General features: G+C 69.7%; 23 protein-coding genes. 14 read left to right on the forward strand and 9 right to left on the reverse strand.

Annotated features, from left to right (window positions below):
• Window positions 1-129 precede the first annotated feature (129 nt).
• The 12 genes from ACUDCK_RS14315 to ACUDCK_RS14370 all read left to right on the forward strand — a co-directional run bounded on the left by ACUDCK_RS14315 (window position 130) and on the right by ACUDCK_RS14370 (window position 14,858).
• The gene (locus tag ACUDCK_RS14315) at window positions 130-1,527 is read left to right on the forward strand and encodes a lysine N(6)-hydroxylase/L-ornithine N(5)-oxygenase family protein (RefSeq protein ID WP_175167951.1); all 1,398 of its coding nucleotides are present in this window, start codon (window positions 130-132) and stop codon (window positions 1,525-1,527) included.
• Between the two features lie 17 nt (window positions 1,528-1,544).
• Window positions 1,545-2,150, forward strand: coding sequence for a GNAT family N-acetyltransferase (locus ACUDCK_RS14320; RefSeq protein ID WP_175167952.1), 606 nt, complete (start codon window positions 1,545-1,547; stop codon window positions 2,148-2,150).
• Complete coding sequence (locus ACUDCK_RS14325) at window positions 2,147-4,000, forward strand: IucA/IucC family protein (protein WP_054504184.1); 1,854 nt, start codon at window positions 2,147-2,149, stop codon at window positions 3,998-4,000. The genes ACUDCK_RS14320 and ACUDCK_RS14325 overlap by 4 nt, the downstream gene beginning before the upstream one ends.
• The gene (locus tag ACUDCK_RS14330) at window positions 3,955-4,746 is read left to right on the forward strand and encodes a siderophore ferric iron reductase (protein WP_064525237.1); all 792 of its coding nucleotides are present in this window, start codon (window positions 3,955-3,957) and stop codon (window positions 4,744-4,746) included. The genes ACUDCK_RS14325 and ACUDCK_RS14330 overlap by 46 nt, the downstream gene beginning before the upstream one ends.
• A gap of 39 nt (window positions 4,747-4,785) precedes the next feature.
• Complete coding sequence (locus tag ACUDCK_RS14335) at window positions 4,786-5,952, forward strand: aromatic ring-hydroxylating oxygenase subunit alpha (protein WP_175167953.1); 1,167 nt, start codon at window positions 4,786-4,788, stop codon at window positions 5,950-5,952.
• Between the two features lie 209 nt (window positions 5,953-6,161).
• Window positions 6,162-7,076, forward strand: coding sequence for a helix-turn-helix transcriptional regulator (locus ACUDCK_RS14340; protein ID WP_116791168.1), 915 nt, complete (start codon window positions 6,162-6,164; stop codon window positions 7,074-7,076).
• Window positions 7,077-7,206: 130 nt separating this feature from the next.
• A complete protein-coding gene (locus ACUDCK_RS14345; protein WP_054504313.1) occupies window positions 7,207-8,436 on the forward strand; it encodes a multidrug effflux MFS transporter in 1,230 nt (409 codons plus the stop codon).
• Window positions 8,437-8,591: 155 nt separating this feature from the next.
• Window positions 8,592-10,808, forward strand: a complete 2,217-nt coding sequence (gene fauA / locus ACUDCK_RS14350) for a TonB-dependent alcaligin siderophore receptor FauA (RefSeq protein WP_155755521.1) — start codon at window positions 8,592-8,594, stop codon at window positions 10,806-10,808.
• 39 nt (window positions 10,809-10,847) lie between these two features.
• The gene (locus tag ACUDCK_RS14355) at window positions 10,848-11,963 is read left to right on the forward strand and encodes an ABC transporter substrate-binding protein (protein WP_244976941.1); all 1,116 of its coding nucleotides are present in this window, start codon (window positions 10,848-10,850) and stop codon (window positions 11,961-11,963) included.
• Entirely contained in the window at window positions 11,963-13,000 is a 1,038-nt protein-coding gene (locus ACUDCK_RS14360; RefSeq protein WP_244976942.1) for a FecCD family ABC transporter permease, read from the forward strand. The genes ACUDCK_RS14355 and ACUDCK_RS14360 overlap by 1 nt, the downstream gene beginning before the upstream one ends.
• On the forward strand, window positions 12,997-14,055 hold the full coding sequence (locus ACUDCK_RS14365) for a FecCD family ABC transporter permease (protein WP_054504189.1): 1,059 nt from the start codon (window positions 12,997-12,999) through the stop codon (window positions 14,053-14,055). The genes ACUDCK_RS14360 and ACUDCK_RS14365 overlap by 4 nt, the downstream gene beginning before the upstream one ends.
• On the forward strand, window positions 14,034-14,858 hold the full coding sequence (locus ACUDCK_RS14370) for an ABC transporter ATP-binding protein (RefSeq protein ID WP_144657429.1): 825 nt from the start codon (window positions 14,034-14,036) through the stop codon (window positions 14,856-14,858). Before ACUDCK_RS14365 ends, ACUDCK_RS14370 begins: the two co-directional genes overlap by 22 nt.
• Window positions 14,859-14,915: 57 nt before the next feature.
• On the opposite strand, the gene ACUDCK_RS14375 is transcribed toward ACUDCK_RS14370, so the two are convergent.
• The 4 genes from ACUDCK_RS14375 to ACUDCK_RS14390 all read right to left on the reverse strand — a co-directional run bounded on the left by ACUDCK_RS14375 (window position 14,916) and on the right by ACUDCK_RS14390 (window position 18,563).
• Window positions 14,916-15,668, reverse strand: coding sequence for an amino acid ABC transporter ATP-binding protein (locus ACUDCK_RS14375; RefSeq protein WP_026383076.1), 753 nt, complete (start codon window positions 15,666-15,668; stop codon window positions 14,916-14,918).
• A 25-nt stretch (window positions 15,669-15,693) separates the two neighbouring features.
• Window positions 15,694-16,347 carry an amino acid ABC transporter permease gene (locus tag ACUDCK_RS14380; protein WP_006384524.1) on the reverse strand — a complete coding sequence of 218 codons (654 nt, stop codon included), beginning with the start codon at window positions 16,345-16,347 and terminating at the stop codon, window positions 15,694-15,696.
• A gap of 116 nt (window positions 16,348-16,463) precedes the next feature.
• Window positions 16,464-17,255 (reverse strand): amino acid ABC transporter substrate-binding protein, encoded by a 792-nt coding sequence (locus ACUDCK_RS14385; RefSeq protein ID WP_049073911.1) that lies wholly within the window; start codon window positions 17,253-17,255, stop codon window positions 16,464-16,466.
• 234 nt (window positions 17,256-17,489) lie between these two features.
• Window positions 17,490-18,563: an NAD(P)H-dependent flavin oxidoreductase gene (locus ACUDCK_RS14390; RefSeq protein WP_175167954.1), complete on the reverse strand. Its 1,074-nt coding sequence runs from the start codon at window positions 18,561-18,563 to the stop codon at window positions 17,490-17,492.
• 142 nt (window positions 18,564-18,705) lie between these two features.
• On the opposite strand from ACUDCK_RS14390, the gene ACUDCK_RS14395 reads away from it, so the two are divergent.
• Window positions 18,706-19,530, forward strand: coding sequence for a TlpA family protein disulfide reductase (locus tag ACUDCK_RS14395; RefSeq protein WP_175167955.1), 825 nt, complete (start codon window positions 18,706-18,708; stop codon window positions 19,528-19,530).
• A 73-nt stretch (window positions 19,531-19,603) separates the two neighbouring features.
• Here the strand turns inward: ACUDCK_RS14395 and ACUDCK_RS14400 are convergent, their stop codons facing one another.
• From ACUDCK_RS14400 to ACUDCK_RS14415, 4 genes are read right to left on the reverse strand one after another with little or no spacing between them, the layout of a single operon-like run.
• A complete protein-coding gene (locus tag ACUDCK_RS14400) occupies window positions 19,604-19,903 on the reverse strand; it encodes a zinc ribbon domain-containing protein (RefSeq protein WP_175143865.1) in 300 nt (99 codons plus the stop codon).
• Window positions 19,900-21,042: a thiolase family protein gene (locus ACUDCK_RS14405; RefSeq protein ID WP_064525261.1), complete on the reverse strand. Its 1,143-nt coding sequence runs from the start codon at window positions 21,040-21,042 to the stop codon at window positions 19,900-19,902. Before ACUDCK_RS14405 ends, ACUDCK_RS14400 begins: the two co-directional genes overlap by 4 nt.
• Window positions 21,039-22,352, reverse strand: coding sequence for an MFS transporter (locus tag ACUDCK_RS14410; protein WP_175167956.1), 1,314 nt, complete (start codon window positions 22,350-22,352; stop codon window positions 21,039-21,041). Before ACUDCK_RS14410 ends, ACUDCK_RS14405 begins: the two co-directional genes overlap by 4 nt.
• A 37-nt stretch (window positions 22,353-22,389) precedes the next feature.
• Entirely contained in the window at window positions 22,390-23,973 is a 1,584-nt protein-coding gene (locus tag ACUDCK_RS14415) for an ATP-dependent acyl-CoA ligase (protein WP_175143863.1), read from the reverse strand.
• 139 nt (window positions 23,974-24,112) lie between these two features.
• On the opposite strand from ACUDCK_RS14415, the gene ACUDCK_RS14420 reads away from it, so the two are divergent.
• Entirely contained in the window at window positions 24,113-25,039 is a 927-nt protein-coding gene (locus ACUDCK_RS14420; RefSeq protein WP_240317223.1) for a LysR family transcriptional regulator, read from the forward strand.
• A 76-nt stretch (window positions 25,040-25,115) separates the two neighbouring features.
• On the opposite strand, the gene ACUDCK_RS14425 is transcribed toward ACUDCK_RS14420, so the two are convergent.
• The gene (locus tag ACUDCK_RS14425) at window positions 25,116-25,634 is read right to left on the reverse strand and encodes a DUF6622 family protein (protein WP_175167957.1); all 519 of its coding nucleotides are present in this window, start codon (window positions 25,632-25,634) and stop codon (window positions 25,116-25,118) included.
• Window positions 25,635-25,697: the final 63 nt, after the last annotated feature.

The following is a 25,697-nucleotide window of genomic DNA, read 5'->3' on the forward strand; positions in this document are numbered from 1 at the left end:
TTGCAGTGGACCGACGGACCGACTAGCCGCTCGCGTCCCGTTCCGCCTGATTAGCCGGCCCTGTTCCGAGTATGCCCTGCCCCGGGCATCGTCCGTGCAACGAGAGACTCCGCAAAAGGCGTAACCATCATGAACCGTGAAATCTATGACTTCGTCGCGATCGGCCTAGGCCCTTTCAATCTCAGCCTGGCCTGCCTGTCGGCCCCGCTGCCCGGCGTGCGCGCCCTCTTCCTGGACAAGAAGCCGGGCTTCGACTGGCACCCCGGCATGCTGATCGAGGCCTCCACCCTGCAGAACCCGTTCCTGGCCGATCTGGTCAGCCTGGCCGACCCTCGCAGCGAATACAGCTACCTGAACTACAGCAAGCAGACCGGCCGCATCTATTCGTACTACATGCGCGAGAACCACTATCTCACGCGCGCAGAGTACAACCGCTACTGCAAGTGGGTGGCCGCGCGCCTGCCCAACCTGCGCTTCAACAGCGACGTGCAGAGCGTGCTGCACGACCCCGAGACCGACACCTACCTGGTCACCGGCCAGCACAGCGTCAATGGCGAACGCTTCATGGTCCGCTGCCGCAAGCTGGTGCTGGGCCTGGGGTCGCAGCCGGTGCTGCCGCCCTGCTGCGACCGGCGCGAGGCGCCCTACATCCACAGCGCCGAGTATCTGCGGCACAAGGAGCAACTGCAGCGGCGCGCCTCGATCACCATCGTCGGCAGCGGCCAGAGCGCGGCCGAGGTGTTCCACGACCTGCTGCGCGACAGCGACGAACACGACTACAGCCTGGCCTGGATCACCCGTTCGCCGCGCTTTTTCCAGATGGAGAACACCAAGCTCACGCTGGAGCTGATCTCGCCGGACTACACCAACTACTTCTACGACCTGCCCGAAGACCGCCGCCGCCAGATCCTGGCCGAGCAGAGCAGTCTGTACAAGGGCATCAACGCCTCGCTCATCAACCAGATCTACGACCTGCTGGACGAGAAGATCCACAACGGCGACCGCCGCTATACGCTGCTGACCAATGCCGAGTTGTGCGCCAGCCGTTACGACCGCCACGCCGCCCGCTACCACCTGGAGTTCCGCCACGTCGACACCGGGCAGGTGTTCTCGCACGCGGCCGACGGCCTGGTGCTGGCCACCGGCTATGCCCGCAGCATCCCCGCGTGCGTCAATCCGATCCACGACCGCATCGCCTGGGCCGAGGACGGCAACTACCAGATCGCCCGCAACTACAGCATCGACCACGGCGGCAACGAGATCTTCGTGCAGAACAGCGGCCTGCTCAGCCATGGCGTCACCAATCCCGACCTGGGCTTCTGCTGCTACCGCAATTCGCAGATCCTGCGCGAACTGACCGGCCATGAGCACTACGCCGTCGAACCGCGCACCGCGCTGCAGGACTTCCGTCCGCCGGCCAGCGGCGTGTTGGCGCATCGCGCGGCCCAGCCGGCGCCGGCGTGCCGCGGCGGCGTCGCGCCGGAACTGATGCCCATGCTGGACGGCCATCGCGCCGCCACCGTCTGATGCCCCGGGAGCCCGCCATGATCACCATGACCGCCGCCTTCCTGGGCGAGATCGACCGCCAGGCGCGCAGCCACTACGACGAGGGCGCGGGCCTGGCGCTGCGCCCGCTCGATCCCGCCGGCGACGCCGCCCTGCTGCGCCAGTGGTTCGCGATGGACTACGCGCATTTCTGGTCGATGCAGACGTTCACCGAAGCGCAGGTGCGCGACTTCTACGAGGCCCTGGTCGAAAGCGGCCATGCCGGCGCCTGGCTCGGCAGCCACGACGGCCGCCCCGCCTTCCTGGTGGAATGCTACGACCCCGCCCATGACCAGGTCGGCGAGCACTACCCGGTGCGCCCCGGCGACCTCGGCATGCACATCTTCATCGGCCCGCCGCGCGTGCGCATCCCGAATTTCAGCCGCAACGTGCTGGCCTTCGTGATGCGCTTCATGTTCGACCGCCTCCAGGCCCGGCGCGTGGTGGTGGAACCCGACAGCAACAACGGCAAGATCCATGCGCTCAACCTGGCCATGGGTTTTGTCTATGCCGGCCAGGCGCGTTTTCGCGAGAAGACCGCCAGCATCGCCTTCTGCACCCGGCAGCAGTTTGAACAGGCCCAACTCCAGGAGTCTTCCCTATGAGCACCCAGCCCCATCCCGCCCAGATCGCCAGCCACCTCGCGCCCGAGGTCTGGGACAAAGTGAACCGCCTGTTGGTGAAGAAGGCCATCTCGGAATATGCCCACGAATGGCTGCTGGAGCCCGAACGGCTCGGCCCCGCCGAGGCGCCCGGCTTTGACCGCTACCGCCTGGTCCTGGCCGACGGCCATGCCGAGTACCAGTTCGACGCGCAACTGATGGCCATGCGCCACTGGCGCATCCCGCCCGAATCCATCAGCAAGACCATGGCCGGCACGCCCGCGCCGCTGGACGCGCTGCAGTTCGTCATCGAGATCCGCGACAAGCTCGGCATGCCCGAGGACCGCCTGCCGATCTACCTGGACGAGATCACCAGCACGCTGCACGGCAGCGCCTACAAGCACACCCGCGCCGCGCCCTCGGCCGCCGAATTGGCGGTGGCCGATTACCAGACCATCGAGACCTCGATGATCGAAGGCCATCCCAGCTTCGTCGCCAACAACGGCCGCCTGGGTTTCGACGCCGAGGACTATCACGTCTACGCCCCGGAATGCGCCAGCCCGATCCGCGTGATGTGGCTGGCGGTGCACAAGGACAATGCCCACTTCGCCTGCCTGTCGACCATGGACTACGACAGCCTGCTGCGCGACGAACTGGGCGCGGATACCGTCGCGCGCCACACCCAGACCCTGCGCGACCAGGGACTGGACCCGGCCGATTACTACTTCATGCCCTCCCATCCGTGGCAGTGGTTCAACAAGCTGTCGCTGGCGTTCGCCCCCTACGTGGCCACGCGCAAGATCGTGTGCCTGGGCTATGGCGACGACGATTACCTGGCGCAGCAGTCGATCCGCACCTTCTACAACATCAGCCAGCCCGGCAAGCACTACGTCAAGACCTCGCTGTCGATCCTGAACATGGGCTTCATGCGCGGCCTGTCGCCGTACTACATGTCCGGCACGCCGGCCATCAACGAATACCTGCACGGGCTGATCTCGTCGGACCCGTGGCTGCGCCGCAACGGCTTCACCATCCTGCGCGAAGCGGCCTCGCTGGGATTCCGCAACTACTACTACGAAGCGGCCATCTCGGTCGACACGCCCTACAAGAAGATGTTCTCGGCGCTGTGGCGCGAGAATCCCACCGCGCTGATCGGCGCCAACCAGCGCCTGATGACCATGGCGGCGCTGCTGCACGTCGATCCGCAGGGCGGCGCCTTGCTGCCCGAGCTGATCCGCGCCTCGGGTCTGGACGCTGCCGCGTGGCTGGAGCGCTACGTCGATGCCTACCTCACGCCGCTGGTGCATTGCTTCTACGCCCATGACCTGGTGTTCATGCCGCACGGCGAGAACGTCATCCTGGTGGTCGAGGACCACGTGCCCGTGCGCGCCTTCATGAAGGACATCGCCGAGGAATCGTCGATCCTCAACCCGAACGCCGCCCTGCCCGAGAACGCCCGCCGCCTGGCCGCCGATGTGCCCGAGGAATACAAGCTGCTGACCATCTTCGTCGATGTGTTCGAGGGCTACTTCCGCCACCTGGCGCAAGTGCTGGCCGACCACGGCGTGATGGACGAGGACGCCTTCTGGAAACTGGTGGCCGGCCGCATCACCGCCTACCAGGAGGCCCATCCCGAGCGGCTGGAAAAGTATCGCCAGTACGATCTGTTCGCCCCCGAGATGATCCATTCGTGCCTGAACCGCCTGCAACTGGCCAACAACCTGCAGATGGTCAACCTGGCGGACCCCATCGGCAGCTTCCAGATGGCGCCCAACCTGGCCAATCCGATCGCCCGCTATCGCCCGCAATGGCTGGGCCAGGGCCAGGCCGACACCGTGCGAGCGCTTGCGTGAACCACGATCTGGACGACCTGCTGGCGCTGACCGGCCGCCTGGTGCCCGGGCTGTCGGGCCAGGTCGCGGCGGCGCCCGGGCCGGGCATCCGCCCGGGCGCCGACAACGCCCAGGCCATCGCGCGGTTGCGCGATGTCTGGGGGCAGCGCTATCCGGAAGCCGGGCCGCACTACCTGGCTTTGCGCTGCTGGGGGCTGCTGATCTGGCAGCCCGTCTACCTGAGCGTGATCGCCGCGCACCGCAGCGAGATCGTGCCGGACCTGTCGCGCATGACCCAGCCGGTGCCGGACGACGGCTTCATCATCGGCTATACCCTGGAGCGCCATGCCCCCTTGCGCGCCGGCCTGCGCGAACGCATGCAGGCCGCCGCCGCGCAACTGCGCAATATCTGCGCCACCTTCTACCGTGAATTGACCCAGGTGCTGCGGGTCAGCCCGCGCGCCGCCGAGTGCATGCAGGCCGATTGCGTGCTCTACGCGCTGCTGGCGGCGCGCCATGACGACGGCGACGCCGCCAATGCCTGGGCCCAGCGGCAGGCCGGCGCCTGGATGGACCTGCTCGGCGTCCCGGGACGCAGCGGCTACCTGACCTGGCGGCGCGCGGACCTGCCGGTCATCGCCGTGGACCGGCAGGTCTGCTGCCACTACTTCCGCAGGCGCGACAGCGACTACTGCAGCACCTGCCCCAAATTGGATCTTGCCGAACGCATGACCCGGATCGACGCCGAGAGCGCCGTGCCCGCCTGAGGGCGGCCGGGCCTTGCGGGATGGCACAAGGAGTCGGAAATGACGGACATTGGCCGCCTTGAGCATGTGCGCGAGGCGTTGAGCCCGCTGCACGTTCGGGCCTATTTCGACGAAGCCCTGTTCGCCCGCGAACAGGAACGGATATTCAAGCAATCGGCCCTGTACGTGGGCCACGAGAAAGGCGTGCCCGAGCCGGGCGACTGGCGCCGCCTGCCGCACGAGGACGGCGGCCGCGTGCTGGTGCGCAATGCCCAGGGCGTCGAGCTGGTCTCGAACGTCTGCCGCCACCGGCAGGCGCTGATCCTGGGCGGCGAGACCGGCGCGGTCACCGGCCCCGGCAACCCCGCCGGCAACCTGTCGGCCAGCGGCGGCAACATCGTCTGCCCGCTGCATCGCTGGACCTACGACAACCGCGGCCAGATCCTGGGCGCGCCGCAGTTCCCCAGCACGCCATGCCTGAACCTGCCGCGCTTCCCCTTGAAGAACTGCCATGGCCTGCTGTTCGAAGGCCCGCGCGACCCGCGCGCCGACCTGGGCCACATGTTCGAGCGCCCGGAATTCGATTTCTCCGACTACGTACTGGACCACGTCGAGGTGCACCAGTGCAACTACAACTGGAAGACCTTCATCGAGGTCTACCTGGAGGACTATCACGTCGGGCCGTTCCATCCCGGACTGGGGCGCTTCGTCACCTGCGACGACCTGAGCTGGGAATTCGGCCGCCGGCACAGCCTGCAGCGCGTGGGCGTGCACGATTCGCTGGAAAAGCCCGGCTCCGACGTCTACCGCGACTGGCACGACACGCTGATGCGCTATCGCGATGGCTCGGCGCCCGAGTTCGGCGCGATCTGGGTGACCTACTTCCCCACCCACATGATCGAGCTGTACCCGCACGTGCTGGTGCTTTCCACGCTGTACCCCAAGAGCCCGCAGGAAACCATCAACATCGCCGAGTTCTACTACCCGGAGGAGATCGCCCTGTTCGAACGCGAATTCGTCGAGGCGCAGCGCGCGGCCTACATGGAGACGGCGGTCGAGGATGACGAGATCGGCGAACGCATGGACGCCGGCCGGCTGGCGCTGCTGCGCCGCGGCACTTCCGAAAGCGGCCCCTACCAGTCGCCGATGGAGGACGGCATGCAGCATTTCCACGAGTGGTATCGCGACATCATGGGAGACGAGCTGGGCGATTGCGCGGCGCCTTGAGGCGGGTGGCGGGAGGGGAAATGGGCATGGCGCCACAAAATGGTGCCAGATCGGTGAGAATAGCTGCAACAATGCGAACATATGTTATTCTCATTCTCACATCCAATGGCTTGTGAACGGCCATCTTAGGGGCTCATCCCGTAACGCGAGTGACGATCTTGAACCCATCACCCTCCCCCGCCCAATTCACCGTCGCCGACTTCAACCGCATGGGCAGCCAGAGCGGTTTCCACTACCGACTGCCGCAGTTGAGCGGCGCGCTGCGGGGCGATCCGGAAACCCTCTGCATCGCCGAAGGCCGGGTCGAGACCCACGCGATCCGCCCCGGCCTGACGCTGGTGCTGTCCGATGTGCGCGTGCACCAGCACTACGAAGCCACCTCGATGATGTCGCCACGTTTTTCGGCCATCGTCATGCTGCAGGGCAACGCCCAGACCCGCATCGATCGCCATGACGACGTCAGGCTGGCCGCGCACAGCGGCGTCAGCGCGCTGTACGGCGACACCGTCGCCATGACCGGCATCCACGCGCCCGGCCAGCGCCTGCGCAGCGTCAACCTGTCGCTGTCCGACCCGGATGGCGCGGGCGACGACCCGACCAGCGAGCTGATCTGGAAGGCGCTGCGTTCACCGTCGCTGCGGCTGCGCCGCTGGCAGGTGCAGGGCCATCTGCTGCAGGCCATCGAACACCTGCTCGATTGCGGCTGGGACGGCCCGCTGCAGGCCATGCTGCGCGAAGGCGTGGCCACGCAGTTGCTGGCGCACGCCCTGGCCACGCTGGAACAGCGCGCGCCGGCCGACAGCGCCGTTTCCGAGCGCGATCGCCAGTTGCTGGAACGGGTGCGCGAACGCCTGTACAACGCGCCCGGAGAGGAACATACGCTGGACGACCTGGCGCGGCTGGCCTGCATGAGCCCCAGCACGCTGCGCGCCAAGTTCCAGGCCGCCTACCAGCGCTCGGTCTTTAGCTGGCTGCGCGAGCGCCGCCTGGAGGTGGCGCGCGAACAACTGGCCCAGGGATGCAGCGTGCAGCAGGCCGCGCACTTCGTCGGCTACCGCCACGCCACCAACTTCGCCACGGCGTTCCGCGAACGCTACGGCATCGCGCCCAGCGAACTGAACTGAGCGCCGGCCGTGCATGGCTTACGGCGGCGCCCATTGCTCTCGCGGCGTTCTCCATTCCTGCAACCCGCCATGACGGGCGACCATGCGACAGCGCTTCCCAGCCCGGGAAGCCCCTGCCATGGATGCCGTCGTGTCACGCCGCGAACCCCTGCCTTCCTTTCCCGTCATGGTGTTGATGCTGGGCCTGCTGTCCTGTGTCGCCCCCGCCACCATCGACGCGTACCTGCCCGCATTCGGGGCGCTGGGCCGGGAATTCGCCGTTCCGCAGGAAACCGTACAACTGACGCTGGGCGTGTACATGGCGTGCTATGCCTCCATGCTGCTGCTGCATGGCACGCTGTCCGACTCGCTGGGACGGCGCCGCGTCGTGCTCACGGCGCTGGGGGTGTACGTCGCCGGCGCGCTGATGGCGGCGCTGGCGCCGAGCTTCGGCTGGCTGCTGGCCGGGCGCGCGGTGCAGGGCCTGTCGGCCGGCGCCGGCATCGTGGTCGGACAGGCCATCATCCGCGACTGCTACGACGGCGCGGTGGCGCGCCGCGCCATGTCCTACCTGATCCTGGTGTTCAACCTGTCGCCGGCGCTGGCCCCGATCCTGGGCGGCTACCTGGCCGCGCACCAGGGTTGGCGATCCGTGTTCCTGCTGCTGACCGCGCTGGCCGGCGCCGCCTGGCTGCTGTGCGCGCGGCGCCTGCCCGAAACGCTGCCGCCCGAGCGGCGCCAGCCGCTGGCCTGGCGCACGCTGGGCGGCAACTATGCGCGCGTGCTGGGCAACCGGCGCTATGCCGCGCTGGGCGCGGCGTTCAGCCTGCTGTTCGCCGCCCAGGGGTTCCTGATCGGGGCGGCGCCCGATTTCATCGTCAACGTCCTGGGTTTGCCGGAAACCGATTTCGCCTATCTGTTCGTGCCGCTGGTGGCCGGCGCCATGGCCGGCGCGCTGCTGGCGGCGCGCAAGGCGGGGCACTGGTCGGATGGGCGCATCACGCTGCTGGCCTATCTGCTGATGGGGGGCAGTTGCCTGGCCTATGTGCTGTACATGGCCGCCGCCGAGCCGCCGCGCCTGCCCTGGGCGGTGCTGCTGCCCGGCCTGTACACCTGCGGCCTGGCCATGGGCGTACCGGCCATGACATTGCGCATCCTGGGGCATGTGCCGGACCTGTCGGGCACCGCCGCGTCCGTGCTGGGTTTCATGCAGATGCTGACGTTCTCCGTGGCCAGCGGCTGGGGCGTGCCGCTGGTCTATGGCCAGCCGCTGCGGCTGGCGGCGGCCATGCTGGCCTGCGTGGCCGCCAGCGCCATCGGCTGGGCCTGGCTGCACCGCCGCGCCGCCCCCGTGGCCAAGACCGAGGCCGGCCTGGGCTAGCGTGCCGGCCCGCGGGTTTCGAGCGGGCATGTCCGCGCGGCGGCGCACCGGGCCAACGGCATTCTCCATATGCATCGCGTCGTCCGGCATACATCAGCACAACGGTAAAAATCAATAATTCTCATTACCAAATTTTTCCGCTGGAGCTCGTCCTCATGCCGTTCGTACCGCCCCTGCCCGCCGCGCGTCCGCGCCGGGTGCGTCCCCTTGTCTACGCGATTCAGACGGCCCTGTTCTGCTCCGCCCTTACCCACCAGCAGGCCACCGCCCAGAGCGCCGCCAGCGCCGATAGCGGCGACGTGGCGCAACTGCCCGCCGTCACCGTCAGCGGCGCCGGCATACCGGGCACCACCGAAGGCACCCATTCCTACACCACCGATGCCATGAACACGGCCACCGGCCTGACGCTGTCGCCGCGCGAGACGCCGCAGTCCGTCAGCGTGGTGACGCGCCAGCAGATCGAGGACCAGGGCCTGCGCGACACCGGCGCGATCCTGGCCAGCGCGCCGGGCATTTCGGTCTCGCGCAGCGACAGCAACCGCTTTGCGTTCTCGTCGCGCGGCTTCGATATCGACAACTTCCAGTTCGACGGCCTGAACTCGCCCATCCTCAGCCTGTGGAACTACGGCGCCACCGACATCGACTCGGCCATCTACGACCGCGTCGAGATCGTGCGCGGCGCCACCGGCCTGATGACCGGTTCAGGCAATCCGTCGGCCGCCGTCAACTTCATCCGCAAGAAGCCGCTGCGCGAGTTCGCCTTGTCCGGCAGCGCCAGCGCCGGCAGTTGGAACCAGGTCGGCGGCAACCTGGACCTGTCGGTGCCGGTCACCGAAGGCGGCCGCATCCGCTCGCGCTTCGTCGCCGCCTATGACCAGGGCGACAGCTACGTGACCTTCCTGGATTCGCGCAAGCGCACCTTCTATGGGGTCATCAGCGCCGACCTCACGCCGGACACGGTGCTGACCGCCGGCATCGAGTATTCCCGCAACCAGAGCAACGGTTTCGGCAGCGGCTTTCCGCTGTTCTACAGCGACGGCTCGCGCACCGACTTCAACCGCTCGGTGGCCAACAACACCCGCTGGGCCCGCATCGACACCGAGTCCACCACCACCTTCGTCGACCTGACGCATCGCTTCGCCAATGACTGGAAGGTGCGCGCGGCCTACAGCCACAACGATGGCGACTACCGCATGAAGCAGTTGTTCCGCGGCGGCTACCCCGACCGCGTCACCGGCGCCGGCATGACCAGCGCGTACAACAACTATGATGGCGACCGTTCGCGCGATGACATCCACCTGACGGTGTCGGGTCCGTTCCAGTTGTTCGGGCGCAAGCACGAACTGGCGCTGGGCTGGATGAGCGTCAACGACCACAGCAATATCGGCCAGTACCTGCAGACCGGCGCCAAGCCCGCGCTGGGCAGCTTCTTCGACTGGCGCCAGGATCACATCGCCGAACCCACCTGGGCCGCCAACAAGACGCCCGCGGACGACCTTCGCGTCAAGCAGACCGGCGCCTACGCGGTGGGCCGCTTCTCGCTGGCCGATCCGCTGCACCTGATCCTGGGCGGACGCTGGAGCAACTGGGAGACCAACCAGACCTACTTCGGCAGCAAGCGCCAGTACAAGATCAACGACCAGTTCACGCCCTACGCCGGCCTGCTGTACGACATCAACAGCACCTACACGGCCTACGCCAGCTACACGGAGATCTTCCAGCCGCAGAACGCCCGTTCGCCCAGCGGCTCGATCCTGCCGCCGATCGACGGCAAGAGCTACGAGGTCGGCCTGAAGGCGGCCTACCTGGACGGCTTGCTGAACGCCTCCGCATCGCTGTACCAGACCCGCCAGAACAACCTGGCACAGGCCATCCCGGGCGAGTCGGTCATCGGCATGCCCGGCACCCAGGCGTACCGCGCCGTCTCCGGCGCCAAGGTCGAAGGCTTCGAACTGGAGACCAGCGGCCAGCTCATGCCCGGCTGGAACCTCGGCGCCAGCTACACCCACTTCACCGCCAAGGACGCCGACGGCAAGCCGATCAACACCAGCCATCCGCGCAGCCTGTTCAAGGTCTACACCACCTACCGCCTGCCGGGCGATCTGCACCGCCTGACCGTGGGCGGCGGTGTCGACTGGCAAAGCCGCATCTACCGCTCCGCCGCCAGCCCGCGCGGCAATGTGGACGTGGAGCAAGGCAGCTACGCGCTGGTCAACCTGATGGCCCGCTTCGACTTCAGCAAGCAGGTCTCGGCCACCCTCAACCTGAACAACGTGTTCGACCGCAAGTACTACGACCAGATCGGCTTCTACAGCCAGGGCTGGTATGGCGCGCCGCGCAACGTCATGCTGACGCTGCGCGCGCAGTACTGAAGCGGCGGCTGACGACCCACCAAGGAGCTTCCCGGCACAATGCGTTTGCATCGATTCATCGCGGTGCCCTGGCGCCGCCGCGCCGCCCAGTGCGCGGCGGCGTTGGCCATGGCCTGCACCCTGTCGGCGTGCGACCGGCCCGCGCCGCCCGCCGCCACCGCGACGCCCACCGCCGCTACGAACACGGCCGGCCCCGCGCCGCGCGACGGCGCCGATGCGCCGGCTGCCGGTTTTCCGGTGACGCTTGACAGCGCGCTTGGCAAGGCGGTCATCACGGCCCCGCCCCGGCGCGTCGTCACCCTGGGCCTGGGCGCCGACGACCTGGCGCTGGCGCTGGGCGTGGTGCCGGTGGGCGTGGGCCGCGCCGACTGGGGCGGCGACGCCGACCATTACTGGCCCTGGGTGCGCGCCGCCATCGAGGCCACCGGCCAGCCTCTGCCCGAGCGCATCACGGTGTACCCCGAACTGGATATCGAAAAGATCATCGCCTTGCGCCCGGACGTGGTGCTGGCGCCGTTCTCCGGCGTCACGCCCGAGGCCTACGCGCAACTGTCGCGGCTGGTGCCGGTGGTGGCCTATCCCGGCCAGCCGTTCCTGACGCCCGTCGACACGCAGATCGACCTGATCGCCACGGCGCTCGGCAGGCGCGAGGCCGCCGGGCCGCTCAAGGCGCGCATCCACGACGCGCTGGCGCAGGCCGCGCGCCGCTACCCCGAACTGGCCGGCAAGACCTTCGCCTATGTACGCGCCGACCTGGGCTCGGGCAATTTCGCTGCCTACGTCGCCGGCGATCCGCGCGTCGATACGCTCGCGGCCATGGGCCTGACCCTGGCGCCGTCGGTGCGCGGCCTGCGGGCCAGCGCCGGGCATTTCGCCCACTACCTGGGCTTCGAGCACGCCGATGCGCTCGGCGACGCCGACATCCTGGTGTCCTGGTTCTACACCCCGGAAGAGCGCGACCGCGCCGCGGCCCTGCCCCTGTATGCCTCGATTGCCGCGGTGCGGCGCGGCGCCTACGTGGCGCTGAGCGACCCGGCGCTGGTCATGGCCTCGTCATCCGGCACGCCGCTGGCGGTGGCCTGGATGCTCGACCGGCTGGCGCCGCAACTGGCGCAGGCCGCGCGTCATGCCCAGGCCGGCGGAGCCGCGCCCTGATGCCGCCGCGCCAGCCCCGCGCGGCGCGCGTCGATGGCACGCCCTCCCACAGCCCACGCCTGCGCGCGCCACTGCTGCTGGGCGCCTGTATGCTGTTGGCCGCCGCCGTGCTGGCAAGCCTGTGGCTCGGCTCGCGCGGCCTGTCGGCGGCCACGGTCTGGCGCGCGCTGCTGCAGCCCGACGACAGCCACGCGGCGCTGGTAGTGGCCTCGCGCATTCCGCGCACCCTGCTGGCCGTGCTGAGCGGCGCGGCCCTGGCGGTCGCTGGGGCGCTGATCCAGGCGCTGACCCGCAATCCGCTGGCCGAGCCGGGCCTGCTCGGGGTGAATGCCGGCGCGGCCGCGTCCATCGTGACCGCCGCGCTGGTCCTGGGCGGCCTGCCGGCGCATCCATTCTGGGCCGCGCTGCCCGGCTCGCTGGGCGCCGCGGCGGCGGTGTACCTGATCGGCGCCGGCGGCCGCGGGCTGCAACCGGTGCGGCTGATCCTGGCCGGCGCCGCCGTCAACGCGGTGCTGTTCGCCTATGTGCAGGCGGTGGCGCTGCTGCGCGACGACATTTTCGATGCCTACCGCTTCTGGGCCGTGGGATCGCTGGCGGGCCAATCGCTCGACGCGGCATGGCGCGCCGTGCCCTACATCGGTTTTGGCCTGCTGCTGGCCGCGGGCCTGGCGCGGCCGCTCAATCTGCTGGCGCTGGGCCACGCGCTGGCGCAGGCGCTGGGCCTGCGCGCCGGCCTGTATCGCGCGCTGGGCCTGCTGTGCGTGGCGGTGCTGGCCGCGGCCGCCACCGCCGCCGCCGGCCCCATCGCCTTCGTGGGCCTGGCCGTGCCGCATATCGCCCGCCGCCACGCGGGGCCGGACCTGCGCTGGCTGCTGGCGTACTGCGTGGTGCTGGGCCCGCTGCTGATGCTGGTGGCCGACATCCTGGCGCGGCTGCTGCGCGCGCCCGCGGAGCTGCTCACCGGCGTAGTGGTCGCCTTCATCGGCGCGCCCTTCCTGTTGGCGGCGTTGCGCAGCCGCGCGCGGAGCCCGGCATGACCCGCGCCGCGCCGGCCATGGCCGCTCGCCGCCGCCCGCTGCTGCGCATCGGGGCGTGGCTGGCCTGGCCTGTCGCGCCGCGCTCACTGGCCTGCGCCGCGCTGCTGCTGGCGATGGCCGGCGTCCTGTTCGTCACCGCTTTGCGCGCCGGCGACCCCGGCTTGTCCTGGGCCGCGATGTGGCAGGCGCTGCGAGGCAGCGGCGGCGCCGTGGAGCAATGGCTGGTGCAAACGGTGCGCCTGCCGCGCGCCCTGTCGGCGCTGGGGGCGGGCGCCGCGCTGGGCCTGTCGGGCGCGCTGTTCCAGAGCCTGACGCGCAATCCGCTGGGCAGCCCCGACGTCATCGGCCTGACGGCTGGCGCCTCCGCCGGCGCCGTGGCGGTGGCCATGGTCTGGCCGGGCCTGATGCCGGTGGCCTGGGGCGCGGCGGCGGGCGCGCTGCTGGCCACGGCCGGCGTCTGGTTCGGCTCCGGCGCCGGCTTCGCCGCGCCGCAGCGCATGGTCATCGCCGGCATCGCCGTGGGTGCGATCGCCTTCGCCTTCGTGCAATACGGCCTGTCCAACCTGCGGCGAGAACAGGCCTATCTGGCGGCCACCTGGCTCAACGGCAGCCTGGCCGGCAGGACCTGGCACGACGTTGCCCTGATCGGATCGGCCTGCGCCGTGCTGCTGCCGCTGGCGCTGGCGCTGTGCGCCCGCCTGCGCCTGCTGGAGATGGGCGATGACCTGGCCCAGGCCCTGGGCGCGCCGCCGGCCCGCAGCCGCCTGGCGGCCACGCTGGTGGCGGTACTGGCCGCGGCCGCCGCGGTCGCGGTGGCCGGGCCGATCGCCTTCATCGCCCTGGCGGCGCCGCAGATCGCCCGCCGCTGCGTGCCCGCGAGCGGCCCGCAACCGCTGCTGGCGGCCCTGACCGGCGCCGTGCTGCTGGCCGGCGCCGACCTGCTGACCCGCCTGGCTGGCCCCAACGGGCTGCCGGTCGGCGTCCTGACCGCCGGCATCGGCGGCGTCTATCTTGCTTTCCTGCTGGTACTCGAATGGCGCAAGACCTCCACGTGACCCCCCCTTCCCCCGGCGCGTCCGCGCTGCAACTGCGGCAAGTCCACCTGTCCTACGGCGACAGGCCCGTGCTGCGCGACCTGTCGCTCACGGTGGCCCCGGGCGCGTTCACGGCGGTGGTCGGCCCCAACGGCTGCGGCAAGTCCACGCTCCTGCGGGTGCTCGGCGGCGCGCTGGCGCCCAGCCAGGGCCAGGCGCTGCTGGACGGCGCGGACCTGGCCAGCCTGCGGCGCAAGGCGGTGGCGCGGCGCCTGGCCTATCTGCCGCAGAACCCGGTGGCCCCGGAAATGATCACGGTGCGCGACCTGGTGGCGCGCGGCCGTTATCCGCACCAGACCCTGTTGCGGCAGTGGTCGCCCGCCGACGCCCGGGCGGTCGACGCGGCGCTGGCCGACACCGACCTGGCGGACCTGGCCGATCATCCCGTGCACACGCTGTCCGGCGGCCAGCGCCAACGCGCCTGGTTGGCGCTGGTGCTGGCGCAGGACGCCGGCATCATGCTGCTGGACGAACCCACCACGTTCCTGGACATCCGCCACCAGATCGACCTGCTGGAGCTGTGCGCGCGACTGCACCGCGCCGGCCGCACGCTGGTGGTGGTGCTGCATGACCTGAACCTGGCGTTCCGCTATGCCGACCGGGTCGTCATGATGCGGTCCGGCCGCATCGCCGCGCAGGGCGAGGTGCGCCAGGTGGTCACGGAGGACGCCATGCGGCAGGTGTTCGATCTGGAATGCCGGGTGCTGCCGGATCCGGAGACCGGCAGCCCCATGGTCGTGCCCCGGCGCGGCGGCCAGGGCTGAGGCCGGCGCGCCGGCGGCGCCCAGACCGCGCCAAGCCGCCCGGCGCCGATACCGCCCTTACAGCATGTGCGCCAGGAACTCGCGGCTGCGCGGATGCTGGGGCGCGCGGAAGAAGTCGGCCGACGGCGCCTCTTCGACGATGCGGCCCTCGTCCATGAAGATGACGCGGTGCGCCACTTCGCGGGCGAAACCCATTTCGTGGGTCACGACCAGCATGGTCATGTGCTCGTCGGCCAGCTGGCGCATGGTGCGCAGCACTTCGCCGGTCAGCTCGGGGTCGAGCGCCGAGGTCGGCTCGTCGAACAGCATGATGTCGGGTTCCATCGCCAGCGCGCGGGCGATGGCCACGCGCTGCTTCTGGCCGCCGGACAGGCGTGTGGGATAGTTGTCGCGCTTGTTCAGCAGGCCGACCTTGCGCAGCAATTCCTCGGCCTTGGGCACGATGGCGGCGCGCGGCATGCCCTTGACGATCATGGGCGCTTCGATGATGTTCTGCAGCACGGTCATGTGCGGGAACAGGTTGAACGACTGGAACACCATGCCCATCTTGCGGCAGATGCGGCGCACGTCGCCATCGCTGGCGTAGCGGCTCTGGCCGCCCGGCACCGCCGTGGCCAGGGCTTCGCCCTCGATCTCGATGGTGCCGTCGTCGATGGTCTCCAGGTGGTTCAGGCAGCGCAGGAAGGTGCTCTTGCCCGAGCCCGACGGCCCGATCACCGCCACCACCTCGCCCTTGCCCAATTCCAGCGAGACCTGGTCCAGCACCCGGTTGGCGCCGAACGACTTGACGATGCCGCGCGCCGAGATCATGGCGCCGCGACCGCCGGCGGACGGATTACTGGTCGTATTTGGCATAGCGCTTTTCCATACGCTGGAAGAACCACGTCAACACCAGCGTCATGATGAGATAGAAGGCGGCCGCGACCAGGAACGGCGTGGTCGTGAAGTCGCGCTGCACGATGCCGCGCGCGGTGCGCAGGATGTCGTTGAGCGCCAGCACGTAGATCAGGGAGGTGTCCTTGACCAGCGTGATGGTCTCGTTGCTCATGGGCGGCAGCACCCGCTGCACCATCTGCGGCAGCACGATGCGGCGCAGCGTCTGCAGGTAGGTCATGCCCAGCACCTTGCTGCCCTCGTACTGGCCGCGGTCCACCGACTGGATGCCGGCGCGGAAGATCTCGGCGAAATAGGCCGCGTAGTTCAGCGCGAACGCCACCACCGCCGCCGGGAAGTCGGGCAGGCGCACCCCCACCACCGGCACGAACGGCAGCGCGAAGTAGATGAACAGCATCTGCAGCATCAGCGGCGTGCCGCGCATCAGCCAGATGTAGCCGTTGACCAGCTGGCTGACGAAGCCCCACTTGGAGATCCGCAGCAGCGCCAGCACCAGGCCCAGCGGCACGGCCAGCGCCAGCGTGATGAAGAACAGCGTCAAGGTCACTTTCGCGCCTTGCGCCAGGGGTCCCAGGAGGGAGAGTACGTAGTCCATGCGGATGGGTGGGCGCCTTGCCGGCGGGAGAAATCAGGAGCGGGATGGGCGGCGCGGGCAATCGCCGGACTGAAAAACGCCCGGACCGCGGCGCGGTCCGGGCGTTTCCCGGGAGCTTACTTGACGATGTTGGCGCCGAACCACTGGGTGGCGATGCGGCCGGCGGTGCCGTCCTGCTTCATCGAATCCAGGGTCTTGTCGAGCTTGGCCAGCAGCTCGGTATCGTCCTTGCGCACGCCGACGCCGTAGTCTTCGGTGCCGAAGTTGTCGTCCAGCACGCGGTATTCGCCGGCGCGCTTGCTGATCAGGTAGCGGCCCACCACTTCGTCGACCACGATAGCGTCCAGGCGGCCGGCGGCCAGGTCCATCAGCGCGGTGACGTTGTCGCCGAACTTCTTGACTTCCTTGATGCTGCCGGCGACCGGGTCCTTGGCGATGGCGTCGGTGGCGCTGCTGCCGTCCTGGGCGCCGACCACCTTGCCGGCCAGATCGGCCTTGGCCTTCACCGGCGAGGCATTGCCGACGATGATGATCTGGTGGTTGGCCATGTAGGGGGCGGTGAAGCTGATGTTCTTCTTGCGCTCTTCGGTGATGGTCAGGCCGTTCCAGAGCACGTCGACGCGCTTGCCGTTCAGCTCGGCTTCCTTGGCGCTCCAGTCGATCGGCTTGAATTCGACTTCCAGCCCCAGGCGCTTGCTGGCTTCCTTGGCCATGTCGACGTCGAAACCGACGATCTGGTTGTTGGCGTCGCGGAAACCCATGGGCGGGAAGTTGTCGTCCAAACCGACGACGACCTTGCGGGCGGCGGCCGGGGCCTGCGCGCTGGCGGCCGGCGCGTTGTCGGACGGGCCGCAGGCGGTCAGCATCGTGGTGGCGGACACGAGAAGAACAGCAGTCAGTTTTTTCATATTTATCGAGGGCGCGAGGCGCAGGAATGAAGAAGGCCGGAGGGCTCGACGAAAGCCGCGAGCCGGTTATTTTAGCGTCCCTGGAAATATGTGTTTCATCGTGGCCATATATAGGGCCAAGCGATAGCGCCGGACAAGATCCTGCCAGGGAACGGGTTGCCCGCCCCCAACGGCGTCAACGCCCAGGCGCCGCCTGACGGCACATTCGCCAACCCCCGGACAGGCCGCGAGGCCCTAGCCGGCCCGCGCCGCCATGCCCCCGCGCAGGCCGGCCGCGCAGTCGAGCGCGTCGTCCCACAACTGGCGGGTCAGCGCCTCGGCGTCGGTCTCGCGCGCCAGCGCCGCGGCCTCGCCCGACCACAGCAGCGAGAAATCCCCGCTGCCGGTCTTTTCCACCGCCGCCCGCAGCGGATCGACCGCCCCGGTCGCCAGCGGAAACGCCGGCGCCGCCGCGCTCATCGGTCCCTGTTCGCGCATGAAGCGCGTCAGCAGCCCGCGCGCCGGGCGGCCGGTGTACAGATTGGTCAGGCGCGTGGCATCGTCGCGCGCGGCCAGCACCGCCTGGCGGTGGATGGCTGAACGGCCGGCCTGCGGCGTCAGCAGATAGGCGGTGCCCAGTTGCGCGGCCGCCGCGCCCAGCGCGAAGGCCGCGGCGTTGCCACGCCCGTCGGCGATGCCGCCGGCCGCGATCACCGGCACGCCCACCGCGTCCACCACCTGCGGCAACAAGGCGTACAGGCCGGGTTGCGCGCCGATGTCATCGATCAGGAACATGCCGCGATGGCCGCCCGCCTCCACGCCCTGGGCGATGATGGCGTCCACGCCCCGGGCGTCGAGCCAGCGCGCCTCCTCGACGGTGGTGGCGGACGACAGCACCATGGCGCCGGCGCGCCGCACCCGCTCCAGCAGCGCGTCGTCGGGCAGGCCGAAATGGAAGCTGACCACCGCCGGGCGCGATTCCTCGACCACCTGGCACATGGCTTCGTCGAATGGCGCGCGGCCCGGGCCGCTGCCGGCGGCCGACAGGTCCAGCCCGGCCTCGCGGTAGTACGGCGCAAGCGTCTCGCGCCAACGGATCTGGGCCGCCTCGTCGGGCGCCGGCGGGGTGTGGCTGAAGAAATTCAGGTTGAACGGCGCATCGGTCTGCGCGCGGATCGCGGCGATCTGCTCGCGCAGCGTGTCCGGGCCGAGCGCCGCGCAGGCCAGCGAGCCGAGGGCCCCGGCGCGGCATGCGGCGATGGTCAGCGGGCTGAAAGAGCCGACCATCGGCGCTTGGATCAGGGGCAACAGCGAAGGCAGCGATTTCATCGAGGGCACACGACGGCGGGGAAGGATGCCCAAGCATATCGCAACGGCGTGCTAGCCTTGGGCCTTGTCCCTACTCGCATCACGCCATGGAATTTCGCAGCAACGGCCGCCCCGGCGTGGCCGCGCGCCGGGAGCGCGCCGCATGAGCCCCGCCCTCCGTCTCGGCCCCCTGGTGTTTCCGATCGAGCTCGCGCTGCTGGCGGCCGCCGTCGCCATCGGCCTGCTCGCCAGCCGCCTGCTGGCCGGCGCGCGCGCCGAGGACGCCAGCCGCGTCTTGTGGCGCTGCCTGCTGCTGGGCCTGCTGGTGGCGCGGCTGACCTTCGTCTGGCAATACCGCGATCACTTCCTGCAGGCCCCGCTCAGGATTCTCGACCTGCGCGACGGCGGCTGGGCCGGTTCCGCCGGACTGGCCGCGGCGCTGGCCTACGGCGCCTACGCCGTGCTGCGCCAACTCGCTCCACGCCGCGCCGTGTTGGTCGCGATGGCGCTGGGCACGGCGGTCTGGCTCGGCGGCGGCCGCCTGCTGGCGCCGCCGGCCCAGACGCAGCCGCAGTTGGCGGAACTGTCGCTGCAACACATGGACGGCGCCGCCACCACGCTGGCCGCCTTTCACGGCAAGCCGATGGTCGTGAACCTGTGGGCCAGTTGGTGCCCGCCGTGCCGCCGCGAAATGCCGGCCTTCGAGCAGGCGCAGGCGGCCAACCCCGACATCCATTTCGTCTTTCTGAACCAGGGCGAAGCGGCGGCCACCGTCCGCCAATACCTGGATGAGCACGCGCCATCGCTTGCCAACGCCTTGCTCGATCCGGCCGGCGACGCCTCGCGCCAGATGAGCAACCGCGGCCTGCCGGCGACCCTGTTCCTCGATGCCCAGGGCCGGCTGATGGACGTGCGCGTCGGCGAACTGTCGAGCCCCGCGCTGGCGCAACGGCTGCAATCGATCCGCGCGGCCGACGCGCAGCGCTGATCGGCGCGCTCCCGCCAAGGCCGATTCCGGGCTGTCAGCCCTCGCCCGGCACCGCGTCGCCCTCGGACAACGCTTACGCCCAGGGCAGCGCCACCCCTTGCGCCGTCCGTGTCAGCAGACGCAAGCGTTGCCCCACCCCTTGCGGCATATCCGCCAGGCGCACCACCAGCAGCGGCCCGCGCGGCAGCGCATTGACGGTAGCGAAGACGCCGTCGGCATCGCCGCCCTTGCCCGGCACCCGGGTCCACGCCAGCAGTTCAGCTTGCTCCACCGCCACCTCGCGCGCCCGTTCGTGTCCGCACGCCGGGCACCACAATCGCGCCGGATAGACCCGGTGCCCGCACTGCGCGCATTCCATCACGTTGAAACTCATGCGTCCTCCCTGGCCAGCACCGCGGCGTTGGCGCACATGCCGTAGCGCAACTGCACCATGCCGTAGCCGGTCGCCACGCCGTGGCGCGCACCCGCCACCTGCCGCGCGCCGGCGCGGCCCAGCAATTGGCGCGCCACTTCCGCCAGCCCATGCATGCCGCCGGCCGTGCCGGCCTGTCCCGCCGACAACTGGCCGCCCGCCGTATTGACCGGCAACTCGCGCGAGGCGATGCGGCGCGCAATGAACCCCGGCAGGTCGTCCGCCGGCGCCAGGCCCAGGTCGCACAACTGCGCCACGGCCATGGCCGGGTAATCGTCGTACACGCCGACCACGTCCATGTCTTGCGGCCCGAGGCCAGCCTCGGCCCACAGCGCGGGCGCGAATCCGGCGATACCGGTCACCAGTCCGTCGCCCTCCTGCTGGTCGGCGTTGTAGCGCGCGCCGCTGGCCCGCAGCGCGACGTGCACGCCTTGCGGCCGCGCCTGCAGCACCAGCGCGCAGGCGCCGCTGACCACCGGCACGCAATCGAGCCGGCCCAGCGGCTCGGCCACCATCGGCGCCTCCAGATACTGCGCCAGCGTCAGCGGCTGGCGATAGGCAGCGTTGGGATTGCCCGCCGCCCAGGCGCGCTGCGCCACGCACAGCGCGCCATAATCCTCCCGCCGCAGGCCGGTTTGCGCCATCTGGCGCTGCGTCAGCATGGCGAAGAGCGGGTTCGGTCCGGCGCAGCCCAGGGGGCTCAGGTAATCCTGCGCGCTGCGGTTATAGCGCCCCACCAGCGCGGCAAAGTCGGCGCCGCTGAAATGGTCGCCCGCCACCAGCACGATGGTGCGCGCCTGCCCGGCCCGCAGCGCCAGCCAGGCGTGGCGCAGCAGGTTGATGGCGCTGGCGCCGCCCATCTCGTCCTGCATGCACCAGTCCAGCGTCAGCCCGAGCCGCCACGCCATGTCGATGGCGCGGTCGGGGCGCAGCGTGAACGAGGCCAACCCCAGGCCGTCGACGTCCGCCGGCCTCAACCCGGCGTCGTCCAGCGCCAGCCGCACCGCCCGCGCGATCAGCGTGGCCGTGTCGCAGCCGGGCTCGGGATGGCGCAGCGCGGGCGTCTCGCCCACGCCGACGATGCCGGGACCGGCGCTCATGCCGATTCCTGGCGCGGCGGCTCGCGCGTCAGCAGCAAGGTGATGACCGTGATGGCCGCCATCCCCACCAGAAACCACGCCACCGGCGTGGCCGATTCATACTTGCGCAGCAGCGCCATGGCGATCAGCGGAGACAGGCCGCCAGCGAACACCGAGGCCAGCTCGTGGCCGAGCGCCAGGCCGGTGTAGCGCACCTCGGCCGGGAACAGCTCGGCGAAGTACGCCGGTTGGGTGCCGATCATGGCCGCGTGGCAGACCGTATTGCCCAGGAAGAACGCCAGGAAGATCCACACCGGCTCCTTGGTCTGCACCAGCCAGAAGAACGGAAACGCCGCCAGCATCAAGCCGGCCGAGCCGATCAGGTAGACGGTGCGCCGGCCGATGCGGTCCGACAGGTGGCCGAACCACACCAGCGTGCCCAGCTCGATGAACATGGACGCCAGCACCCCGCCCAGCATCACGTCATTGGGAATGCCCAGGAACTTGCCGTAGGCCAGCGCGAACGCCAGGAAGATGTACGAGCCGCCGTTCTCCGCCACGCGCAGCCCCATGGCCGTGAACACCTGGCGCGGATAGCGGCGGAACACCTCCACCGCCGGCATGCCGCGCTTGGCGGTCTTCCTGGCCTGCACGAATTCTTCGCTTTCCGGGATGTGCTTGCGGATGTACAGGCCGATGCCGAAGATCAGCACGCTCAGGAGGAACGGCAGGCGCCAGCCCCAGCTCATGAAGGCCTCCTGCGGCAGTTGCTGCGCCAGCATGAAGACGCCGGAAGACAACACAAAGCCGCCCGCCACGCCCAACTGGCTGAACGACGAAAAATAGCCGCGGCGCTTGCCGCCCACCGCCTCGCTGATGAGCAGCACGCCGCCGCCCCATTCGCCGCCGGCCGCCGCGCCTTGCAGCACGCGCAGCACCACCATCGCCACCGGCGCCCAGATGCCGATCTGCTCATAGGTGGGCAACAGCCCGATCAGGAAGGTGGCCGCGCCCATGATGCCCAGCGTCCATTCCAGCGCCAGCTTGCGGCCGTAGCGGTCGCCGATGTGGCCGAAGACCACGCCGCCCAGCGGCCGCGCCAGAAAGCCCACCGCAAAGCCGGCGAAGGCGCCCATGGTGCCCAGCAGCGGATCGGTGCCCTTGGGAAAGAACAGCTCGCCGAACACCAGCGCCGCCGCCGTGCCGTAGATGAAAAAGTCGTACCACTCCATCGCGTTGCCCGCGACGGACGCCATCACCACCCGCCGCGTGCGCTTCCTGCGGGCCTGCTCGTCGGCGCTCTGCGCCGCGCCCTGGTATGCCAACGTCATGGTCTTACCCCTTGTTTTATATATATATGGACGGGATTCAGCGCGCCACGCGGTAGCCGGCGGCGTCGCGATCCCAGGTGTCGCCCGTCACGCCCTCATCGCGCAACCGGAACTTGCGGACCTTGCCGTTCTCGGTGCGCGGCAGGTCGTCCAGCACGCGCAGGTAGCGCGGCACGGCGAAATACGGCATGCGCGGCTGGCAGAAATCCAGCAGCGCCTCGGGCGTGAGCGCACAGCCCGGCTTGCAGACCAGCGCCGCCATGACCTCGTCCTCGGCCAGCTCCGAGCGCACGGCGTAGACCGCCGCCACTGCCACCGACGGATGCGCCAGCAGCACCTGCTCGACCTCGTACGACGAGATGTTCTCGCCGCGCCGGCGGATCGCGTCCTTCATGCGGTCCAGGAAGCGGAAGTAGCCGTCGGCGTCGCGCACCACGCGGTCGCCGGTGTGGAACCACAGGTTGCGCCAGGCCTCGACCGTCTTGTCGGCCATGCCGAAGTAGCCGGTGGCGATGGCGAACGGCGGCCGCGCCCGCAGCAGCAGTTCGCCGGCCTCGCCGTCCGGCAGCGGCGCGTCGTGCTCGTCCGCGACGATGGCGTCGAACTCGGGCGCGACCCGGCCCATCGCGCCCGGCCGCTGCTCGGCCAGCGTGCCGCCCAGCGCAAAGTTGGTTTCAGTGGAGCCGTAGCCTTCCAGCAGCGCGATGCCAGTGCGCTCGGTGAAGACGGCATGGAAGCGTTCGGGCACGCCCGGCGCCAGCGCGATGCGGGTGCGGTGGCCGCGTTCGGCCGCCGACGTTTCACGCGCCAGCAACATCGGCACCATCGCGCCCAGCAGATAGGTGACGGTGGCGCCCGTGGCCGCCAGCCGCTCGAAATAGCGGCTGACCGAAAAGCGCTCGTCGCAGACGATCGAGGCGCCGGTCGCCAGCGCCTGGAAACAGGCGTTCAGCGCGTTGGTATGGAACAGCGGCAGGCTGGTGTAGAGCACGTCGTCGGCGCCGATCTCCAGGTTGCGGGCGGCGATGACGCCCCACCAATGGAATTGCGCGTGCGGGCAGCACACGCCCTTGGACAGACCCGAGGTGCCGGAGGTGTAGAGAATCGCCAGCGTATCGCCGGGGCCCAGGTCGGCCTCGGGCGCGAGCCCGTCCGGCAAGGCCGGCAGCGCGGCGGCGGGGGCCGGCAGGCCGGACGCAGCGGCGGCCGAGCCGTCCGCGCCATCGTCCAGCAGCCAGATCTGGCGCAGGGCCAGGCCGGCGGCGTCGAGGCCGGCCAGTGCCGGACAGGAGGCCCGATCCGCCACCAGCAGCACGCAACCGCTGTTGGCCAGGATGTGCTGCAACTGCATGCCGCGCGACGCGGTGTTGATCGGCACCACCACCGCGCCCAGCCAGCCGCAACCCAGCACCAGCGACATGAACTCGATGCGGTTGCCGGCCATCAGGCCGACACGGTCGCCACGGCCCACGCCGGCCTGGGCCAGCAGCGCCGCCCAGCGGGCCGCGTGCTCGGGCGCCTCGGCGTAACGCAGCGCGCCGCCCGGCGCCTGGATCCACGGCCGCGTTCCCTGGCGTGCCGCCTGGTCGCGCAACAGCGACGGCAAAGTCAATGCATGCATGACGTGCTCTTCCCCTTGTTGTCGGCGGCCGCGTGATCACTGCCGCGGCTCATGAAAATTAGTCTAGGAATCAACTATTTATGTGTCAAATTTATGGGTATTATTCATTGCATAAACCAGACTGATAACAAGGGCGAGCGTGGACTTCGACTTGAATCTCATGCGGGTTTTCCTGACGGTGCTGCATGAACGCAGCGTCACCCGCGCGGCCCAGCGCCTGCAATTGACGCAGCCCGCCGTGAGCTATGCCCTGGCCCGGTTGCGCGAGAAGTTCGACGATCCCCTGTTCGTGCGCACCCCTTCGGGCATGCGGCCCACGCCGGTGGCCTTCGCGCTGGCCGACCCGATCGAACGCGGCATGAATAGCTTTGCCGAGGCGGTCAGCCTGCGGCAGCATTTCGAACCTGCCAGCAGCACGCGGCGGTTCCGGCTGTCGATGTCGGATATCGGCGAGATGGTATTCCTGCCCAGCCTGATGGAACGCGTGCACGCGCTGGCGCCGCGCCTGCAGGTGGAGGTGGTGGAGGTGGCGCTGGAACAACTGCCGCAGGCGCTCAAGGATGGCGACATCGACCTGGCCATCGGCAACCTGGCCGGCCTGGGCCGCCACACGCGCCACGCCGACCTGTTCAGCGAGCGCTATGCCTGCATGGGCCGGCGCGGCCACCCGGTGTTGTCGGCCGGGCTGACGCGGGGCCAGTTCAAGCGGCTCGACCACATTCTGGTGGCCTCGCGCGCCAGCGCCCACCGTCTGTTGGACGACGTGTTAGGCGAAGCCGGTCTGCACCGCCAGCCGTACCTGACGTTGCCGCATTTCTCGGCCGCCGCCGAGATCGTGCGACGCACCGACCTGACCGTCACCCTGCCATACCGCGCCGCGGTCTGGTTCAACCGCGACAACGCCTTCGAGATCCGGCCGCTGCCGCTGGCGTTGCCGCCGCTGAGCGTCACGGTGCACTGGCACCCGCGTTTCGAGAGCGACCCCGGCACGCGCTGGCTGCGCACGCTGGTGGTGGACACGCTGGCGGACCGCGATGCGGGCGGCTCGGCGGGCGCATCGATGTGATCGGATCTCGCAACAGGCTCGCGCAAGGAAGCGGGCAGCCACCGCCGGCCGACGTGTCCGCCTGGCGCCCGCCGTGTCAGCGCCGCGCCAGCGGCGGCAGTGCCAGGTGTCGCAGGTGCCACACCTGCGACAGCGTGCCGCCCCAGAACATGCCGTCGACCAGCCCGGACACGCCGCCAAATGCCGCCGAGAACACGGCATCGGCGGCCAGTCCGTGGTTGCGCGCCAGCATCGTCATCAGCACGAACTTGGACGCGAAGGCCAGCACTAGCAGGACCAGCGTGATCGGCGACCCCGGCCGCTCGATCATGCCTGTTTCCCGGTGATAGGTGGCGCGGCCCGCCCGCGACCACAAGATCCAGCCGAGCACGCCGCCCACGGCCATGCCGGCCGCGAAAGCCTCGTAGGCGGTCCGCAGGTCCGTGACCTCCCCATGGATCGACACCAACACCCAGACCAGGAACAGCACCGGCAACAGGAAAGTGCGCGACACCGAGAGCTGACGCGGCCGCAGCGCGCGTATGCCGCGGTACAGCAGCAGCGCGAACAGGACCCATACCCAGAGCGGCGTGCGGTGCAGGATTTCCAGGGTCATGCAAGCTTCAGGCGGCGGATTCCAGGCAGGGGATCCCAGGCAGGCGCGGCCGGAACGGCAGCG

It is taken from the genome of Achromobacter sp. CF-sbj1-Ac2-l (assembly GCF_052698165.1).

What these genes read in the sequence shown, in the direction of transcription:
- ACUDCK_RS14375 (WP_026383076.1), bottom strand. Translation starts at nt 15,668, where the DNA reads ATGATCTCGGCGCGCGGCATCGTCAAGTCGTTCGGCGCCAACCGGGTG.
- ACUDCK_RS14415 (WP_175143863.1), bottom strand. Translation starts at nt 23,973, where the DNA reads ATGCATGCATTGACTTTGCCGTCGCTGTTGCGCGACCAGGCGGCACGC.
- ACUDCK_RS14340 (WP_116791168.1), top strand. Translation starts at nt 6,162, where the DNA reads ATGGGCAGCCAGAGCGGTTTCCACTACCGACTGCCGCAGTTGAGCGGC.
- ACUDCK_RS14380 (WP_006384524.1), bottom strand. Translation starts at nt 16,347, where the DNA reads ATGGACTACGTACTCTCCCTCCTGGGACCCCTGGCGCAAGGCGCGAAA.
- fauA (WP_155755521.1), top strand. Translation starts at nt 8,592, where the DNA reads ATGCCGTTCGTACCGCCCCTGCCCGCCGCGCGTCCGCGCCGGGTGCGT.
- ACUDCK_RS14370 (WP_144657429.1), top strand. Translation starts at nt 14,034, where the DNA reads ATGGCGCAAGACCTCCACGTGACCCCCCCTTCCCCCGGCGCGTCCGCG.
- ACUDCK_RS14385 (WP_049073911.1), bottom strand. Translation starts at nt 17,255, where the DNA reads ATGAAAAAACTGACTGCTGTTCTTCTCGTGTCCGCCACCACGATGCTG.
- ACUDCK_RS14320 (WP_175167952.1), top strand. Translation starts at nt 1,545, where the DNA reads ATGATCACCATGACCGCCGCCTTCCTGGGCGAGATCGACCGCCAGGCG.
- ACUDCK_RS14365 (WP_054504189.1), top strand. Translation starts at nt 12,997, where the DNA reads ATGACCCGCGCCGCGCCGGCCATGGCCGCTCGCCGCCGCCCGCTGCTG.
- ACUDCK_RS14360 (WP_244976942.1), top strand. Translation starts at nt 11,963, where the DNA reads ATGCCGCCGCGCCAGCCCCGCGCGGCGCGCGTCGATGGCACGCCCTCC.
- ACUDCK_RS14330 (WP_064525237.1), top strand. Translation starts at nt 3,955, where the DNA reads ATGGCTGGGCCAGGGCCAGGCCGACACCGTGCGAGCGCTTGCGTGAAC.
- ACUDCK_RS14390 (WP_175167954.1), bottom strand. Translation starts at nt 18,563, where the DNA reads ATGAAATCGCTGCCTTCGCTGTTGCCCCTGATCCAAGCGCCGATGGTC.
- ACUDCK_RS14425 (WP_175167957.1), bottom strand. Translation starts at nt 25,634, where the DNA reads ATGACCCTGGAAATCCTGCACCGCACGCCGCTCTGGGTATGGGTCCTG.
- ACUDCK_RS14400 (WP_175143865.1), bottom strand. Translation starts at nt 19,903, where the DNA reads ATGAGTTTCAACGTGATGGAATGCGCGCAGTGCGGGCACCGGGTCTAT.
- ACUDCK_RS14315 (WP_175167951.1), top strand. Translation starts at nt 130, where the DNA reads ATGAACCGTGAAATCTATGACTTCGTCGCGATCGGCCTAGGCCCTTTC.
- ACUDCK_RS14325 (WP_054504184.1), top strand. Translation starts at nt 2,147, where the DNA reads ATGAGCACCCAGCCCCATCCCGCCCAGATCGCCAGCCACCTCGCGCCC.
- ACUDCK_RS14335 (WP_175167953.1), top strand. Translation starts at nt 4,786, where the DNA reads ATGACGGACATTGGCCGCCTTGAGCATGTGCGCGAGGCGTTGAGCCCG.
- ACUDCK_RS14355 (WP_244976941.1), top strand. Translation starts at nt 10,848, where the DNA reads ATGCGTTTGCATCGATTCATCGCGGTGCCCTGGCGCCGCCGCGCCGCC.
- ACUDCK_RS14395 (WP_175167955.1), top strand. Translation starts at nt 18,706, where the DNA reads ATGAGCCCCGCCCTCCGTCTCGGCCCCCTGGTGTTTCCGATCGAGCTC.
- ACUDCK_RS14405 (WP_064525261.1), bottom strand. Translation starts at nt 21,042, where the DNA reads ATGAGCGCCGGTCCCGGCATCGTCGGCGTGGGCGAGACGCCCGCGCTG.
- ACUDCK_RS14410 (WP_175167956.1), bottom strand. Translation starts at nt 22,352, where the DNA reads ATGACGTTGGCATACCAGGGCGCGGCGCAGAGCGCCGACGAGCAGGCC.